Consider the following 16,306-nt stretch of genomic DNA (forward strand, 5'->3'; position numbering starts at 1 on the left):
CCAGATACCACTGGCCCCGCTGAAGTCGGCGGCCCCGGTCTCCTCGCCCAGGAACGCGTCGGTCGGGAAGGCCTCGCTCAGGCGCCGCTTGATCAGGAGTTCGGTGTTCAGGTCGGCCTCGCTGGCCATGTCCTGAAGACCCTTGCTCTTGATCGTGAGCTGGTCGAGCTTTTTGAAATAATCAAGCGCCAGGGCCCCCGCCTCGCGGATCACCGTCCTGGCCGTCGCGAAGCGTTCGCCGATCCCGTCCATGCCTGCTTCCACCGTCAGATCCGATCCTTCCAGAGCCAGGCCGCGCCGCGCACGCCCGACGAATCGCCGTGCTTCGCCTTGACCACCGGCGTATAGAACACTGGCGAGAAGGTGTAGTGGGCGATCCGCTCCGGCAGGTCGACATAGAGTTCGTCGATGTTGGACATGCCGCCGCCCAGCACGAAGATGTCGGGATCCAGCGTGTTCGCCACCACTGACAGGCCGCGGGCCAGCCGGTCCACGTAGCGCTCGAAGACCAGCTTGGCCAGCCGGTCACCGTTGCGATAGAGCGCCATGATCTCGGGCGACTTGATGCGTCGGCCGGTATGGCGGGCATAGTCGTTCTGGAAGCCGGTGCCGGACGTCCAGGTCTCCTGGCAGCCATGCTTGCCGCAATAGCAGGGTGTGCCCGGGATCTCGGTCAGGTCCGGATAGGGCAGCGGGCTGTGCCCCCATTCGCCGGCACTGTTGTTGGGCCCGCTGTGCGGCCGGCCGTCGATCGCGATGCCGGCACCGTTGCCGGTGCCGAGGATCACGGCGAACACCACCCGATGCCCGGCCCCTGCCCCGTCGATCGCCTCCGAGGAGGCCAGGCAGTCGGCGTCGTTCTCCAGCCGCACCTCGCGCCCGCCCAGGGCCGCCACCACGTCCTGCTCGACATGCCGGCCGAGCAGCCAGGTGGAGTTGCAGCCCTTGGCGATGCCGGTGCGCGGGTCGACGGAGCCCGGGATGCCGATCCCGATTAGGCCCGTCTCGCCCGCCCTGGCTTCGGCTTCCAGCGCCAGGTCCGCCACCATGCGCACGCAGGCCTCATAGTCGCCGGCCGGGGTGTCTTTGCGGATCCGGACCAGCTCCGTGCCGTCCGGGCGCATGGCGAGCGCCTCGATCTTGGTTCCGCCCCAGTCGACGCCGATCAGGACCGTCATCTCGTCCTCTTGTCCAGTTCCGTTGCCATTGCCGATTGACCGGCTGCCTGTGTCCGGCCCCGCTCCTTGAACAGCACGTCCGGGTCGCGCGAGAAGCCGGCCAGCAGCGGCAGGCTGGCGGCACCGATCGCCCGGGCATTGCGGCCGATCGAGCCCGGGATGATCGCTGCCTCCGTCAGCCCCTGGCGGTCCTGCCGGAGAAAGCGCTCGCGCACCGCATCGGTCAGCCGGTCCCGCACCGCTTCTGGAAAGGCCCCGTCGATCACCACCGCCTGGAAGTCGATCACGGCGAGGCCGGCCACGCAGGCGACCGCCAGGCTCTCCGCACTGCGCTCGATCCACCTCTCCAGCGGCCCCCCCAGGCCGGACCAATCGTCGGAGCGCCACAGGAGCTGCGGGTCCAGACCCAGCTCGGTCAGCTCGCGCTCCAGCACGTAGAGCGAGGCGGTACGGATCAGCCGCTGCCGGCCATCGCCCACCGGCAGCGAGCCGACCGCACCGGCATTGCCGCTATGGCCCTGGAACAGCTTGCCGTTCAGGACGATCCCGCCACCCAGGAAGGAGCCGACGAAGAAGTAGAGGAAGTCCGCGACGTGCTGGTGGCGGCCGAACGCCAGCTCGGCCGCGCAGGCAGCGGTGGCGTCGTTGCAGTAATGGACCGGCCAGGGGCAGATGTCCTGCACCGCCGCCGGGATGTCGAAGTCGCGCCAGGCGTCCGCGACCGGGTCGGGCGCGCCCAGCTCCGGCTGCCAGCTCCACAGCTCGAACGGTGCTGCCAGCCCGAGCCCGCGGATCCGGGCCGCCTGGGTCGCTGAGAGCCGGCTGGTCAGGATCCGGCTGCCGCGGTCGACGAAGGCGCGTAGCCGCTCTGGGGTCGGATAGGCATAGGTCTCGCGCAGGTTGGCGCGGACCACGCCGGTGAAGTCCATCAGGATCAGGTCGCTGGAGCGCCGCCCGAGCTTCATGCCCAGCGAGAAGGCACCCTCCGGATCGAGCGCGAGCGGCACGGACGGCTGGCCCACCCGGCCGCGCTGCGGGCTGTGCCGCAAGAGGAGCCCGTCCGCCTCCAGGCCGCTGATGATCACCGACACCGTCTGCGCCGACAGGCCGGTCAGCCGCGCGATCGCCGCCTTGGACAGGCTGCCGCCGCGCCGGATCAGCGAGAGGATCAACCGCTCGTTGTACAGGCGACCGCCGATCTGGTTGGTCCCGCCGCCGAGGTCGGCGACGGCCTGCAGGCCGTCCTTGCCGTCGACGGCATGCCCGTTCATCCCTAGCGCCTCCCGGCTCCAGAAGCAGTCCGGCCGGCATGGTCGGGGCCGGCTGCCGCATTGGAGGGAGCGGATGCTGCGCCCGATCGCGGCGCTGGGTCAATAGTTAAATCATCTGGATTTATCTATTGACGGGCCTGTGCGGCACATGCTCCTTGCCGCCATGATCTCCCTGCCCATGCAGGGTGGACAAGAACGAGTGGATCGGCCGCGTCGCTGTAAGGCGGCTGGCGGATCGGGGACCAACCACATTTTACGGATCGGGAGGGGACATGGCTATGCGTCCCGTTTTGCTGTCGACCGCCGCCGTCTTCGCCATGCTGGCGGCTTCCGCTCTGCCGGCCTCGGCCGAGACCATCGTCGGCCTGGTCACCAAGACCAACAACAACCCCTTCTTCGCCAAGATGAAGGAAGGTGCCGAGGCCAAGGCCAAGGAGCTGGGCGTCACCCTGTCCAGCTTTGCCGGCAAGTATGACGGTGACAATGACAGCCAGGTCGCGGCGGTCGAGAGCCTGATCGCGGCGGGAGCCAAGGGCATCCTGATCACGCCCTCCGACACCAAGGCGATCGTGCCCACCATCCAGAAGGCCCGTGACGCCGGCATCCTGGTGATTGCCCTCGACACGCCGCTGGACCCCACCGACGCGGCGGACGCGACGTTTGCGACCGACAACTTCAAGGCCGGCGTGCTGATCGGCCAGTGGGCGGCCAAGACGCTGGGCGACGAGGCGGCCAACGCCAAGATCGCGTTCCTGGATGCGCTGGAGACCCAGCCCACGGTCGACGTGCTGCGCGATCAGGGCTTCATGCAGGGCTTCGGCATCGACATCAAGGATCCCAAGCGCTACGGCGAGGAGGATGATCCGCGCATCGTCGGCCATCAGTGGGGCGAAGGTGCCGAGGAAGGTGGCCGGACCGGCATGGAGAACCTGCTCCAGAAGGACCCGGAGACCAACGTCGTCTACACGATCAACGAGCCGACTGCGGCCGGTGCCTATGAAGCGCTCAAGGCCTTCGGCGTCGAGGACCAGGTCCTGATGACCTCGGTGGACGGCGGTTGCCCCGGCGTGCGCAACGTCCAGGCCGGCGTGATCGGTGCCACCTCGATGCAGTTCCCGCTCAAGATGGCGGCGCTGGGCGTCGAGGCGGTGGCTAAGTTCGCCGAGGACGGTTCCAAGCCCGAGCCCACGCCCGGCCTCGACTTCTACGACACCGGCGTCGAACTGGTCACCGACAAGCCGGTGGACGGCCTGGAGTCGATCACCTCCGAGGAAGCCCTGAAGCTCTGCTGGGGCTGATCCAGCCGGGGGTTCCGGCCTCCCGCCGTCGCGAGGCACATCGCGGCGGTGCGGAGGCCGGCGTTCCCCATCCCTGAACCTCGCGGTAGCGGTTTGTCCGAGTGGGCACGGTCCTCAACCGGCTGCCCTCAGCCGGCTGCCGATGCCGCCAAGCCCAGTCGGAAGAGGGCCGAGGATGACCGATGGTGCCAATCCTGCCGGCAGAGCAGGACCAGCCGAGCAGGAGCGGGTATTGGCGAGCACGTCCCAGCAAGAGCATGTGAGCTTCGACGATGAGCGCCGGACGCCGCTCAAGCGCTTCCAGCAGTTCCTCCATGCCAATCCGACCACGATCCCGTTCATCGTGCTGGCACTGTCCATCGTCCTGTTCAGCGCGATCGTCGGCAGCCGCTTCTTCCATCCGTTCAACCTGTCGCTGGTCCTGCAGCAGGTCACGATCATCGCGATCCTTGGCACCGCGCAGACCCTGATCATCCTGACCGCCGGCATCGACCTGTCGGTCGGCGCCATCATGGTGCTGTCCTCGGTGGTGATGGGCCGACTGGCCGTGCTGGCTGGTCTGCCTGTGCCCCTGGCCTTCATGCTGGGTCTGCTGGTCGGCGTCGCGTGCGGCCTGCTCAACGGCTTCCTGGTCGCCCGGCTGAAGCTGCCGCCCTTCATCGTGACGCTCGGCACCTGGAGCATCTTCGGCGCGCTCAACCTCTGGTATTCGGCCAGTCAGACCATCAGGCAACAGGAGGTGGCCGAAGCCGCACCATTCCTGCAGTTCACCGGCACGGCCTTCAACTTCCTGGGTGCCAGGATCACGCTCGGCTCGATCCTGATGCTGATCATCGCGGCGTTCATCTGGTACCTGCTCAACCGCACCGCGTTCGGCCGGCACGTCCATGCCACCGGCGATGACCCTGAAGCCGCCAAGCTCGCCGGCATCAACGTCACCGGCACGCTGATCGCTGTCTACACGCTGGCGGGCTTCATCTGCTCGATTGCCGCCTGGGCGCTGATCGGCCGGATCGGGGCGATCAGCTCGATCTCGGGTGCCACCGCCAACCTCGATTCGATCACCGCGGTGGTGATTGGCGGGACCAGTCTGTTCGGCGGGCGCGGCTCGATCATCGGCACGCTGGTGGGCGCGCTCATCGTGGGCGTGTTCCGCAACGGCCTAGCGCTGGCCGGGGCCGATTCGCTCTGGCAGGAATTCGCCATCGGCCTGCTCATCATCGTCGCGGTCGCGATCGACCAGTGGATCCGGAAGGTGTCCGCATGAACCAGAGCGAGCAGAACACCCATGCGCCAGCGGGTGTGCAGCCGATCCTGCAGGCGCGTAACCTGGTCAAGCGCTACGGCCACGTGGTCGCGATTGACCATGCCGAGTTCGAGCTCTATCCAGGCGAGATCCTGGCGGTGATCGGCGACAACGGCGCCGGCAAGTCGTCGATGATCAAGGCGCTGACCGGTGCGCTCAAGCCCGATGCCGGCGAGATTCTGCTGGAAGGCAAGCGGGTGGAGTTCGAGTCGCCGCTGGAGGCGCGGGCCGCCGGCATCGAGACGGTCTACCAGAACCTGGCGCTCTCTCCGGCGCTCAGCATCACCGACAACATGTTCCTCGGCCGTGAGAAGCGTTCGGAAGGCTTTCTCGGCAAGTATTTCCGCAAGCTCGACCGCGACTTCATGCGCAGGGAGGCGCGCAAGCACCTCAACGCCCTGGGCCTGCTCACCATCCAGAACATTGACCAGCCGGTTGAGACCCTGTCCGGCGGCCAGCGCCAGGGTGTCGCGATCGCGCGGGCCGTCGCGTTCGGCAGCCGGGTGGTGATCATGGACGAGCCGACCGCCGCACTGGGCGTGAAGGAATCACGCAAGGTCCTGGACCTGATCCTGGACGTGAAGCGGCGCGGTCTGCCGATCGTTCTGATCAGCCACAACATGCCGCACGTGTTCGAGGTCGCCGACCGGATCCACATCCACCGCCTGGGCCGGCGCGCCTGCGTGATCCGGCCGCAGGACTATTCGATGTCCGACGCGGTGGCGATCATGACCGGCGCCAAGGAGGCGCCGGTCCACTAGGCCGGCATCATCGGACGCCGCGCACCACCCAGGCGGTGGCGGCGAACGAGCGCGGGCCCTCATCGCTACCGGCCAGATAGGCCTGCCGGACATGGTGCTCGATCAGGGCACGCTGCTGCAGTGTGCGGGTGGCGACATAGGCGCCGACCGTGCCCTGCCCGGCCAGCCAGGGCTCGAAATAGTCGGCGAACGAGCGGAACTCCATGCGGATGGTGAGCGAGGCCTGCTCGACCTCGCTCAGGCCCGCCGCCGTCCAGGCCCCGGCCAGTTCGCCGGGGCCAGTGAGGAGGCCGGTGCACATGCGGGCGCGGAACTTCTCGCCGTCCGGATCGAGCATGGCGGCGGTGTCCATCAGGACCCGCAGGAAGGTGAGCCCGCCGCGAAAGTCCCAGACCGCAGCGGCCACGACGGCACCAAGCTTCGCCACGCGCACCATCTCGCGCACCGCCTGCTCCGTGCGGGAGATGAAGTTCAGGGCCAGGAGGGACAGGACCGCGTCGAAGCTCTGGTCCGGGTGGCGCAGAGAGGTGGCATCTCCCTGCGCGAAGACCAGCGGCCGCGTCGAAGCCTGTAGCCTGGCGTAGGCGATGTATGGCGCGGAGACGTCGACACCAGTGATCCTGGCACCGGGCATGGCCTCGGCCAGGGCGAAAGCCAGGCTACCGGTGCCGCAGCCGAGGTCGAGGATGTGTGCGGCGTCGCCGATCCGAGCGAACCGGATGAAGTTCGCCGCCAGGCGGCTGCTCCAGCGGCCCATCTGGCGCTCATAGGCGAGCGGGTTGCTGGCGACATAGTCCGACTGGGTCATGCCCGTGCCTCCACCGGACAAGGTGGCCCATTCTCCCGCCTGGCGGGCGATCCTGGAATCCTCTTCTGCACGGGAGCTTGATGGCCCGCCAGACGGTTCCTCGTGCGCAGGCGGCAATCCATCCACGGCACGGCGGCGGATTCATGCAGGACTTGACGGTGTTCGGGCGGCACGACCAGGCGACGCTTGACCAGATGGCGAACTGCCTGGTCGGGCCGGCGGCGCGCGGCGTGCTCTGCGCGGACGGGCATCTGGGCTATTCGCAGCCGGTGGGCGGCGTGGTGGGCTACCGGGATGCGGTGTCGATCAGCGGGGTCGGCTATGACATCGCCTGCGGGAACATGGCGGTGCGGCTGCCGGTCACCGCGGCACAGATCCGCGACGCGCTGCCGGCGATCGCCAAGCGGATCGGCGAGCGGATCTCGTTCGGGATCGGCCGGCGCAATGCGGAGCGGGTGGAGGCGGAGTGCCTGGACGGCGATCCGGCCTGGCAGATCCGCGCGGTCCGCCCGCTGCGCGCCATGGCGCAGGAGCAGCTCGGCACGGTGGGCGGCGGCAACCACTACGTGAACCTGTTCGAGGACGAGCAGGGACTGGTTTGGATCGGCGTCCATTTCGGCTCGCGTGGCCTCGGCCACCGGATCGCCACCCATTTCCGCAACGCGGCGGGCGGCAAGGAGGGCGTCATGGTGCCGCCCACGCTGGTGACGCGCGGCACCGGGCTCGCCGAGGAATACCTGCTCGCGATGCAGCTGGCCGGGCGCTACGCCTATACTGGCCGGCAATGGGTCTGCCGGGAGGTGGCGCGGATCGTCCAGGGCAGCGAGGAGTGGACCGACGAGGTCCACAACCACCACAACTATGTCTGGGAAGAGCAGCATGGCGGGGAGACCCTGCTCGTGGTGCGCAAGGGGGCGACCCCGGCCTTTCCCGGGCAGCGCGGCTTCGTCGGCGGGTCAATGGCGGACGGTTCGGTGATCCTGCGCGGGGTGGAGAGCGAGTGCGCCAAGTCAGCGCTCTACTCCACCGTGCACGGGGCCGGGCGGGTGATGGGCCGGCGCGAGGCGGCGGGTAAGTGGCGCTGGAAGAGCGAGCGGCGGGTGCTGGTCGAGCCGGGCAAGGTCGACGAGCGGGCGATGCGGGCGGAGGTGGCCAGGCAGGGCATCATCCTGATCGGCGGGGGTGCGGACGAGGCGCCGCAGGTCTATCGCCGGCTGGAAGACGTGTTGGCGGAACATGCCGGGACGATCGAGATCGAGCACCGGCTGACGCCATTGGTGGTGGTGATGGCGCCGCCGGAGCTGGTCGACCCCTTCAAGGACTGAGCGCCCATGGCCCGGATGCCGCGGCGGGCGGAACATGCTATGGGGCCGGCGACATGCTGACCCGACCCGAGAACGCCCTGCCCCGGCCCACGCACCCTGCCCCCTCGCCCGGCGATACCGCCCGGCTGGCTGCGGCCCGCCGCCTCTCCGTCGCGCCGATGATCGACTGGACGACGCGCGACTGCCGGTTCTTCCACCGCATCCTGGCGCCGGGCGCCCTCCTCTATACCGAGATGGTCACGACCGGGGCGATCCTGTTCGGCGACCGGGAGCGGCATCTGGGCTTCGATCCGGCGGAGCATCCGGTGGCGCTGCAGCTGGGCGGCTCGGAGCCGGAGGCCCTGGCGGAGGCGGCGAGGCTCGGCGCCGCGCAGGGCTATGACGAGATCAACCTGAACTGCGGCTGCCCCTCGGAGCGGGTGCAGAAGGGGGCGTTCGGCGCCTGCCTGATGCGCGAGCCGGAACTGGTGGCGGACTGCGTGCGGGCGATGCGTGAGGCCGTGCCGGTGCCGGTCACGGTCAAGCACCGGATCGGGGTGGACGACGACGAGGAATGGCCGACGCTGCTCCGCTTCGTGACCGAGGTGGCGAAGGCCGGCTGCCGCGTGTTCATCGTCCATGCGCGCAAGGCCTGGCTGAAGGGGCTGAGCCCCAGGGAGAACCGAGAGATTCCGCCCTTGCGCTACGAGCTGGTCGAGCGGCTGAAGGCCGAGCGGCCGGACCTGACGATCGTGCTGAACGGCGGGCTGCGCAGCGAGGCTTCGGTCGCAGACGCACTGGGGCGGTTCGACGGGGTGATGATCGGCCGCGAGGCTTATGAGAACCCCTGGAGCCTGACCCGGTTCGGGCCGCTGGCTGGCCAGGAAGGGCGTGACGGCCTGACGCGCGAGGCGGTGGTCCGGACGATGGCGGACTATGCCGAGGCGCGCATGGCGGACGGCACGCCGTTCAAGGCGATCGGCCGGCACATGCTGGGCCTGTTCAACGGACTGCCGGGGGCCAGGCGCTACCGGCGCATCCTGTCCGAGGGCATGGTCCGGGGCCTGCCTGCGAGAGAATTGCTGGACGCGGCCCTGGCCGCGGTCACGCGCGACGATGACACCACGAGGAAAGCCGCATGAGCGACGCCACCGAGACCCTGATCCGCAGCTACTACCAGGCGTTCAACGACCGGGACTGGGACGCGTTCTTCGCGTTGCTGACCGACGACGTGGTCCACGACCTGAACCAGGGTGCGCGAGAGACCGGCAAGGACGCGTTCCGCCAGTTCATGGCGCGGATGAACCGCTCCTATGCCGAGCGGCTGGCCGACATCGTGGTGATGACCTCGGCGGACGGCACGCGTGCCGCTGCGGAATATGTGGTCCACGGCACGTATCTGGCGACCGACGAGGGGCTGCCGGAGGCGAACAACCAGACCTATGTGCTGCCGGGCGGCGCGTTCTTCGAGGTCCGCGACGGCAAGGTCGCGCGGGTCACCAACTACTATAATCTCGAGGACTGGCTGAAGCAGGTCCGGGGCTGAGTGCCGGGGAGGAAGGGATGAGCGAACTGCGCTTCGAGCGCCTGACCGGTCATCGCCTGGAGGAGGCTCTGCCCGAGCTCGCCCGGCTGCGCATCGAGGTATTCCGCGACTTCCCCTACCTCTATGACGGCTCGGCCGCCTACGAGCAGCGCTACCTGCGCACCTATCTGGACGAGCCCGAGGCGGTGGTGGTCGGCTGCTTCCTGGGCGACCGGGTGATCGGCGCTGCCACCGCCCTGCCCATGCGCGGTGAGCCGGAATCGGTCCGCCAGCCGCTGGCCGAGGCCGGCTACGACACCGACCGCATCTACTATTTCGGCGAATCGGTGCTGGAGAAGGCCCATCGCGGCCAGGGCATCGGGGTTCGCTTCTTCCAGGAGCGCGAGACAGCGGCCCGCTCGTCCGGCCGCTACGACCATGCGGTGTTCTGCGCCGTGGTGCGGCCCGAGGATCATCCGGCCCGGCCCAAGGAGTACCAGCCGCTCGACCAGTTCTGGCGCAAGCGCGGCTTTGCCCGGATCGAGGGGCTGAGCTGCCGGTTCTCCTGGAAGGACGTGGGCGATCAGCAGGAGACGACGAAGGCCATGTCCTACTGGATCAAGCGCCTCTGAGGCTCGCCAAGTGCAGCCTGGCCCGGGTTCGTTTCGTCGTCATGGGCCGCATCCGCCCGGGTGCTTGCGGCGGGCCAGCCCTTGGCTGCCGCCACCTGCCGCCTGGACCCGGGTTCGTTCGGTAATCTGCCCGGTGCTGCTGCCGTCCCGGCAGGCCCGGCATCATTGGCGGGAACGGCCGGCTCGCGCGGACGGCATGGTGCTGCCGCCATCACCTCCTCCACCCGCTCCAGCAGGTCCGGCGCCTCCGCCGCGCGGGGTGCCTAGAGAAGCTTCAGCATCTCCCTGATCTCCCGCCAGAGCGCCGAGCGGTAGCGGGTCAGCGCCGCCAGATGGGGCGAAAGGTCATAAACCGCCGCTTCCGGCACCGTGTAGTCGTACTCCGCGATCAGCTCGGCGGCATGGGCGCCGGCCAGCCGGTCGCAGCGATCGCGCAGGAAGAAGTTCCAGGCGAGCTGGTCGACCAGCAGGACCCGGTCGGGCTCGGCGCCGGGGGCGTATTGCTGGAGCAACGCCTCGCGGCGGCGCCGGAACTCGCCCTCGTCCTCGCCAGGGAGGAAGCGGCGGCTGCGGGCGCACAGGCCATGGCGGACGGCGTTCCTGGCCGAGGCGGCCTTGCCTTCGGGGGTGACAGGGCCGGCGGAGCGGGCGCCGTTCCTGCGGGCGGCTTCGGCTTGGGCGGTGGTGCGGGCGGCGGGCATGGCAGGACTCCGTGCACAGGCTTTCATTCCTATACTCGGAGTCACGGCTGGATTTCCAGCAATGCGATGCCGTGCATGCCGCCCGCAATCCTCTGGGCTCGTTCTGTGCTACGGGTTCACGCCGAGCAGCTTCAGGTCGACGGAATCGGCCATCGCCTTGTAGCCGGCATCGTTCGGATGGAGATGGTCGCCCTTGTCGTAGGCGGCCTGGATGTGCTTCGGGCTGGCGGGATCGCGGGTCACCGCGTCGAAGTCGATCACGCCGTCGAAGGCGCCGCTGGTGCGGATCCAGTCGTTGATCGCCTGCCGCTTCGCCTCCTTGGTCTCGTCATAGTAGCCGTACAGCGGCGTCCCCTCGAATGTGTCGGCGAACGGCGTCAGGGTCGCGCCGATGATCCGCATGCCGTTGGCGTGCGCCCGGTCGATCAGTTGCTTGTAGCCGGTGATCACGTCCTCCGCGCTGGGCGCCGGCTCGCCCTCCGGCACGAGCAGCGTTCCCGGCCAGCCGATATCGTTGATCCCCATCATCAGTACCACCGTGTCGGCGTGAGGGTGGCTCAGCACGTCCCGGTCGAAGCGGGCGAGCGCGTTGTCGCCCATGCGGTCGCGCAGGACGCGGGCGCCGGAGATGCCTTCGTTCAGCACCGCGACCCTGGCCCCCGCCTGATGCAGGCGCTCGGCCAGGAAGTCCGGCCAGCGGTGATTGGCATCCAGACTGGAACCGTCGCCGTCGGTGATCGAATCGCCGAAGAACACGACGGCGCGGGCACCGTCGGCGGCATCGACCATGATTCCGCTCAGGAAGATCCGCGACTGGATCGTCTGCACCGGCTCGAACGTGGCTGCCTGCGTGTGATCGCCCTCGCCCGAGATGTACGCGGTCTGGCGGGCATCATTGTGCCAGGTGGTCGTGGGCGTGATTTCGGGCAGGAACAGGCTGACCGCGACGTCTGCCAGCGGCTCGAGCGGCATGTCCACCGGATCGCTCAGGATCGGCGCGCCGGGCGGCACGGTGACGGACGGGTTGCCGCCGAAGGTCAGGGCATGGTCCGAGCCGGGCTTAATGGCGCCGTTCTCGTCCGCGAGCGCGACATGCGCCGCGCCGATCACCAGCGGGCGATCGCCATATTCGTTCGAGAGCTCCACGCGGACCCGCTCGCCGCCCAGGCTGATCTGGGCGACCTGCCGGATGGTCTGGTTGCGCAGGGCGCGCGGCATGTTGACCGGGGCAAAGAAGTCCGGCTCCCAGACGGGTTGCGGGCTCGCCGACCAGGTGCCGATCCACTCGCCATCGCCGGCCGGCTGCGCCTGGACCGGCGGCTGGCTGACGGCAGACAGGCCAAACAGGGTGACGGTCAGCACGAACAGCATCCGCCGTACTCTCGCACGGACAGGCGCAGCCGGCGGCCGATGGTCCTGGAACTGCTCGGACACGGTTACCTCCTGATCTGCTCTTGGCCGGGCTTGTCGATCGCGCCGTCTTGACTATGGCGATGAGTACCCGTCGGCCGAGAATAATGATTGTGCTGGAGTCGAACAACCTGCTGACCCTGCCCGCACTGCGGCTGTTCTGATCCGGATGCAGACCCAGCTGTCACTGACGTTCCGGGACCAGGAGCGCAGGCGGCTCCTTGATTTCTCCGGCGAACCAGCTAGATTACAGGCTAGCTTGTTCGGAGAGTGGCATGTCCGAGATCGGAGCCTTCGAGGCCAAGAACACGCTGGGCACCCTGCTCGACCGGGTCGAGCACGGCGAGGAGATCGTCATCACCCGGCGCGGCCGGCCGGTCGCCCGGCTGGTGCCGGCAGATCGCGGGCATGACCAGGCGAAGGCGCGGGCGGCGGCCGAGCGGATCATCGCGCGCAGCAAGGGCATGCGGCTGGGCGGCATCGGCCTGAAGGAGCTGATCGACGAAGGCCGGCCGTGACCCTCGTGCTCGACTGCTCGATGGCATTGTCCTGGTTCTTCGAGGACGAGCGGACGCCCGCGGCCGAGGCAGTGCTGGCGCAGGTCGCCGAGCAGGGTGCGGTGGTTCCGGGCATCTGGCGGCTGGAAGTGGGCAATGCGCTGCAGGCCGCCGTACGGCGCGGGCGGGTCGATGCCGCGTTCCGGGACGCGTCCATCAGCGATCTGGCGCTGCTCGACATAGTGACCGACCAGGAGACGGACGGGCATGCCTGGGCGGCGACCCTGCAGCTCAGCGACCGCTTCCGGCTGACCACCTATGACGCCGCCTATCTGGAGCTGGCCAGGCGGCGCGACCTGCCGCTGGCTTCGCTGGACCGAGAACTGCGGGCAGCGGCCCGGGTGGTGGGGACGGCACTGCTCGGCGAGTGAGCGGTATGGTTTCGGCGGCCCGCCTAGCCGGCGCGGTCGTCCTGGCCGCTCCGGTTGCTGTAGAAGACGAGGCCCATCAGGACGATCCCGAGCACGCAGGTCAGGACGACGCCCAGGGTGAAGGCGATCCAGCCGTGCAGGCCAAGATTGATCTCGTCGAAGGCACCCATGTACCAGACGATCGCCATGACCAGGGCGATGAAGCCGAGACAGCCGGCGACGAAGCCGATCAGCTGGCGCATACGGATTCCTCCTCTGCCTGCCTAATGGGGCCTGGCCGTGCGGAATTCCTCATAGGCGGGCGCATGCCGGCCTGATCCGAACGCGGCTTACCCACTGGTGGGCCCGCCCTGCCCCGCCTGCTTCGTCTTCGCGGTCAAGGCACCCTCGGCAAACACATTGCGGCTAAACGCAGCAACGGTTGCCGGGTCTCGGGTGCCAGATCGGGAGGGCCACCCCATCAACCTCATGGGGCGTCCCTTTGCCCACCTCAGCCCGCCATCTGGTAGGAGGCGGCAGCGGCGCGGTGCATGGTGCGGGTGGCGAGCTGCGAAAGCTGCTCGCCCGCTTCGCGGCTCTCGCGCGCGGAGTTCTCGATGAAGTGCTGGTCGTGCTTGCGCTTCATGAAGACGGCGAACGGCGCCAGCGCGCGGTAGCCGGCCTCGCGGTAATGGGCGACGCGCTGGGCGGCGGCGATCAGGCCGGCATCGCGCATGTCCGGCTCGGGAATGCTCTCGATCAGGGCCAGGCTCGCCTCCCTGATGCTCACAATCGGGTCGGCGGTGGTGCCGTCGACCTCCTGGCCGAGCTCGCCGAGGATCTGCTCCAGCATGTGGCGCCGCTGCAGGCCCTGCTCGATCCAGTCCCCGAAGATCTTGTCGAGGTCCTTGTGCCCGGCGGCCTCCCGCAAGGCCGTCACCAGCTCGCAGAGCTGGGTCTCACCGCAGAAAAGGGCCTGCAACTGCTGGGTGTAGAGATCTTCCAGGGTTTGAATCGACAACGTTTTTGTCCTCGTTGGCCGTGGGCACAGAATGACCGGCGGACGCACGTTCAGCCTGCGCCGGAACCCGCCCGGCACATGACGCGCACAGTAACATGCAGTGTTCGCAGGACCCACCGGAGTCCAAGCATGGATATGGCTACTGAATAATATTTTTCAATAGCTCATCCCGGCTACATTTTTTCTTTTAGGCAGCCTGCCGGGACACTCACGGCCCGCCTCTCCCGGGTCATCCTCGCCTGTGCGCGGGGATTACGGGAGCACTGCGCCAGGCCGGGTGAAGCTCCGATGGAAGAAGAGGACTAGCGGAAGGCCGGCTCGTCGAAGCTGCGCAGCTTGCGCGAATGGAGCCGGTCGGGCCCCTGCTCGCGCAGGAGCCGGATCGCCTCCAGCCCCACCAGCAGGTGCTGCTCGACGCGCTGGCGGTAGAACTGGTCGGCGGAGCCGCGCAGCTTGATCTCGCCGTGCAGCGGCTTGTCGGAGACGCAGAGCAGAGTCCCGTAGGGGACGCGGAAACGGAAGCCGTTGGTGGCGATGGTGGCGCTCTCCATGTCGACCGCGATGGTGCGCGACTGCGAGAGGCGCTCGAAGAACTCGTCGTAGCGCAGTTCCCAGTTGCGGTTGTCGGTGCTGGCGACCGTGCCGGTGCGCATCCGAGTCTTCTGGTCCAGGCCCGAGAGGCCGGTCACGTTGGCGACCGCCTGCTGGAGGGCGACCTGGACCTCGGCGATCGGCGGGATCGGCACGAACGGCGGGACCTCGTCGTCCAGCACATGGTCGTCGCGGACATAGCCATGGGCCAGGACGTAGTCGCCCAGCTGCTGCGAGCGGCGCAGTCCGGCGCAATGGCCGAGCATCAGCCAGCAATGCGGACGCAGTACCGCCAGATGGTCGGTGATGGTGCGGGCATTGCTGGGGCCGACGCCGATATTGACCAGGGTGATGCCGCGGCCGTCGGGCCTTGTCAGGTGGTAGGCCGGCATCTGCGGCAGATGGGCCGGTGCGGTGCCGGACGGCTCCCGGTCGCTCAGGCGCGGGTTGGGGGTGACGACGTTGCCGGGCTCGACCAGGAAGTCGTACTCGTCGCCATCCAGGATCTGCCGGCGGCCCCAGGTGACGAAGTGCTCGACGTAGCGCTGGTAGTTGGTGAGCAGGATGAAGCGCTGCACCCAGCCGGGTGAGGTGCCAGTATAGTGCGAGATCCGCGCCAGGCTGTAATCTACCCGCTCGGCGGTGAACAGGGCCAGCGGTCCCGGCCGGTCCTTGCTCCGCAGCGCCGTGCCGTTGGCGATCGCGTCGTCGGTGCGCGACAGGTCCGGCATCGGGAAGACATGCTGGAGGCGGCGGCGCTGGACCTCGTTCAGGTTGGGCGGGATGTCCTCGGTCACGAAGGGCAGCGGGATCGGCCGGTCGCTCACCCCCACCACCACCGGCTGCCGGTGGTTGTCCATGAGGATGGCCAGCTGGTTGCGATAGTAGTCGCGGAAGAAGTCGGGGCGGGTGAGCGTGGTGCCGTAGACGCCGGGCTCGTGGAGCACGCCATAGGCGAGCCTGCCGTCGAGTGCCAGGTGATGGGCCTCGACGACGATGCCGACGAACGGGTAGCAGGCATCGATCCGGCCTGGCTCCACGCCCTTGGCGAACGCCTGCAGTGCGTCGTGCAGTGTCTGGCGGGATTGATGATAGATCGCCTCGACCCGGGCCACTGCCTCGTCCGGATCATGGAACACGCTGGCGTGGCGGACGCCGAAGCCGCCAAACAGTTCCGCCAGATCGATCGCCATGAGCTGCCTGCTGTCCTTGCCTGTCGCTGCGGTCTCACTTAGCACGGCCCGGTCGATCCCGCCGCATCTGCCGGCTCACGCTCCGCAACGAGACCCATGGCCCCTCCGCTTCTGGCACTGCGCACCGCCTCGCTCGGCCTTGGCCGCAAGCGCCTGTTCGACCAGCTCGACGTCTCGCTCGCCAAGGGCGAGCGGGTCTGCCTGATCGGCCGCAACGGCGCGGGCAAGTCGACGCTCATGAAGGTGCTGGCCGGGATGGTCGAGCTGGATTCCGGCGAACGCTTCCTCCAGCCGCGCACGGTGGTGAGCTACCTCCCCCAGGAGCCGGACTTCGGCGGGCACGCCACCGCCCTGTCCTTCGTCGCAGCGGCTCTCCCTGAGAGCGTTGACCCGCCCTTGC

General features: G+C 68.5%; 19 protein-coding genes. 10 read left to right on the forward strand and 9 right to left on the reverse strand.

All coding sequences use genetic code 11. From position 1 onward, the window contains the following. The 3 genes from EQG76_RS01265 to EQG76_RS01275 form a co-directional block, all read right to left on the reverse strand. The coding region (locus tag EQG76_RS01265; protein WP_321573424.1) for an inositol monophosphatase family protein at positions 1-252 on the reverse strand (252 nt) is incomplete at its 3' end. Between the two features lie 14 nt (positions 253-266). Next, positions 267-1,178, reverse strand: coding sequence for an ROK family protein (locus tag EQG76_RS01270; protein WP_159709881.1), 912 nt, complete (start codon positions 1,176-1,178; stop codon positions 267-269). Continuing rightward, positions 1,175-2,449: an ROK family transcriptional regulator gene (locus EQG76_RS01275; RefSeq protein ID WP_159709883.1), complete on the reverse strand. Its 1,275-nt coding sequence runs from the start codon at positions 2,447-2,449 to the stop codon at positions 1,175-1,177. The genes EQG76_RS01270 and EQG76_RS01275 overlap by 4 nt, the downstream gene beginning before the upstream one ends. 272 nt (positions 2,450-2,721) lie before the next feature. Here EQG76_RS01275 and EQG76_RS01280 point away from each other — a divergent pair, with 272 nt between their 5' ends. The 3 genes from EQG76_RS01280 to EQG76_RS01290 all read left to right on the forward strand — a co-directional run bounded on the left by EQG76_RS01280 (position 2,722) and on the right by EQG76_RS01290 (position 5,814). Next, positions 2,722-3,747: a sugar ABC transporter substrate-binding protein gene (locus EQG76_RS01280; RefSeq protein ID WP_235031149.1), complete on the forward strand. Its 1,026-nt coding sequence runs from the start codon at positions 2,722-2,724 to the stop codon at positions 3,745-3,747. A 175-nt stretch (positions 3,748-3,922) separates the two neighbouring features. Further along, complete coding sequence (locus EQG76_RS01285) at positions 3,923-5,014, forward strand: ABC transporter permease (protein ID WP_159709885.1); 1,092 nt, start codon at positions 3,923-3,925, stop codon at positions 5,012-5,014. Then, on the forward strand, positions 5,011-5,814 hold the full coding sequence (locus EQG76_RS01290) for an ATP-binding cassette domain-containing protein (protein ID WP_159709887.1): 804 nt from the start codon (positions 5,011-5,013) through the stop codon (positions 5,812-5,814). The genes EQG76_RS01285 and EQG76_RS01290 overlap by 4 nt, the downstream gene beginning before the upstream one ends. Before the next feature lie 7 nt (positions 5,815-5,821). Here EQG76_RS01290 and EQG76_RS01295 read toward each other — a convergent pair whose 3' ends face one another. Then, on the reverse strand, positions 5,822-6,622 hold the full coding sequence (locus EQG76_RS01295) for a class I SAM-dependent methyltransferase (protein ID WP_159709889.1): 801 nt from the start codon (positions 6,620-6,622) through the stop codon (positions 5,822-5,824). Positions 6,623-6,765: 143 nt separating this feature from the next. Between EQG76_RS01295 and EQG76_RS01300 the strand changes: the two genes are divergently transcribed. Genes EQG76_RS01300 through EQG76_RS01315 form a run of 4 tightly spaced genes read left to right on the forward strand, consistent with a single transcriptional unit; the run spans position 6,766 to position 10,083 of the window. Next, positions 6,766-7,947: an RtcB family protein gene (locus EQG76_RS01300; protein ID WP_159709891.1), complete on the forward strand. Its 1,182-nt coding sequence runs from the start codon at positions 6,766-6,768 to the stop codon at positions 7,945-7,947. Positions 7,948-8,000: 53 nt separating this feature from the next. After that, entirely contained in the window at positions 8,001-9,068 is a 1,068-nt protein-coding gene (gene dusA, locus EQG76_RS01305; RefSeq protein WP_159709893.1) for a tRNA dihydrouridine(20/20a) synthase DusA, read from the forward strand. Further along, entirely contained in the window at positions 9,065-9,472 is a 408-nt protein-coding gene (locus EQG76_RS01310) for a ketosteroid isomerase-related protein (RefSeq protein WP_159709895.1), read from the forward strand. Before dusA ends, EQG76_RS01310 begins: the two co-directional genes overlap by 4 nt. A 17-nt stretch (positions 9,473-9,489) precedes the next feature. Next, positions 9,490-10,083 (forward strand): GNAT family N-acetyltransferase, encoded by a 594-nt coding sequence (locus EQG76_RS01315; protein WP_159709897.1) that lies wholly within the window; start codon positions 9,490-9,492, stop codon positions 10,081-10,083. Between the two features lie 263 nt (positions 10,084-10,346). Here the strand turns inward: EQG76_RS01315 and EQG76_RS01320 are convergent, their stop codons facing one another. Both EQG76_RS01320 and EQG76_RS01325 read right to left on the reverse strand, forming a co-directional pair. Then, positions 10,347-10,784 carry a hypothetical protein gene (locus tag EQG76_RS01320; RefSeq protein ID WP_159709899.1) on the reverse strand — a complete coding sequence of 146 codons (438 nt, stop codon included), beginning with the start codon at positions 10,782-10,784 and terminating at the stop codon, positions 10,347-10,349. Positions 10,785-10,892: 108 nt separating this feature from the next. Beyond that, positions 10,893-12,155: an SGNH/GDSL hydrolase family protein gene (locus tag EQG76_RS01325; protein ID WP_159709915.1), complete on the reverse strand. Its 1,263-nt coding sequence runs from the start codon at positions 12,153-12,155 to the stop codon at positions 10,893-10,895. A gap of 314 nt (positions 12,156-12,469) precedes the next feature. Between EQG76_RS01325 and EQG76_RS01330 the strand changes: the two genes are divergently transcribed. Further along, positions 12,470-12,712, forward strand: a complete 243-nt coding sequence (locus EQG76_RS01330) for a type II toxin-antitoxin system Phd/YefM family antitoxin (protein WP_159709901.1) — start codon at positions 12,470-12,472, stop codon at positions 12,710-12,712. After that, on the forward strand, positions 12,709-13,122 hold the full coding sequence (locus tag EQG76_RS01335) for a type II toxin-antitoxin system VapC family toxin (RefSeq protein ID WP_159709903.1): 414 nt from the start codon (positions 12,709-12,711) through the stop codon (positions 13,120-13,122). Before EQG76_RS01330 ends, EQG76_RS01335 begins: the two co-directional genes overlap by 4 nt. A 23-nt stretch (positions 13,123-13,145) precedes the next feature. Here EQG76_RS01335 and EQG76_RS01340 read toward each other — a convergent pair whose 3' ends face one another. The 3 genes from EQG76_RS01340 to EQG76_RS01350 all read right to left on the reverse strand — a co-directional run bounded on the left by EQG76_RS01340 (position 13,146) and on the right by EQG76_RS01350 (position 15,906). Beyond that, complete coding sequence (locus EQG76_RS01340; RefSeq protein ID WP_159709905.1) at positions 13,146-13,364, reverse strand: hypothetical protein; 219 nt, start codon at positions 13,362-13,364, stop codon at positions 13,146-13,148. A 248-nt stretch (positions 13,365-13,612) separates the two neighbouring features. Further along, positions 13,613-14,122: a YciE/YciF ferroxidase family protein gene (locus EQG76_RS01345; RefSeq protein WP_159709907.1), complete on the reverse strand. Its 510-nt coding sequence runs from the start codon at positions 14,120-14,122 to the stop codon at positions 13,613-13,615. Positions 14,123-14,424: 302 nt separating this feature from the next. Beyond that, entirely contained in the window at positions 14,425-15,906 is a 1,482-nt protein-coding gene (locus EQG76_RS01350; RefSeq protein ID WP_159709909.1) for an AMP nucleosidase, read from the reverse strand. Positions 15,907-16,002: 96 nt separating this feature from the next. Here EQG76_RS01350 and EQG76_RS33025 point away from each other — a divergent pair. Beyond that, positions 16,003-16,306: ATP-binding cassette domain-containing protein (locus EQG76_RS33025; RefSeq protein WP_159709911.1), on the forward strand; the 304-nt coding region annotated here is incomplete at its 3' end.

The organism is Geminicoccus flavidas (assembly GCF_009806515.1).
Lineage (GTDB): Bacteria > Pseudomonadota > Alphaproteobacteria > Geminicoccales > Geminicoccaceae > Geminicoccus > Geminicoccus flavidus.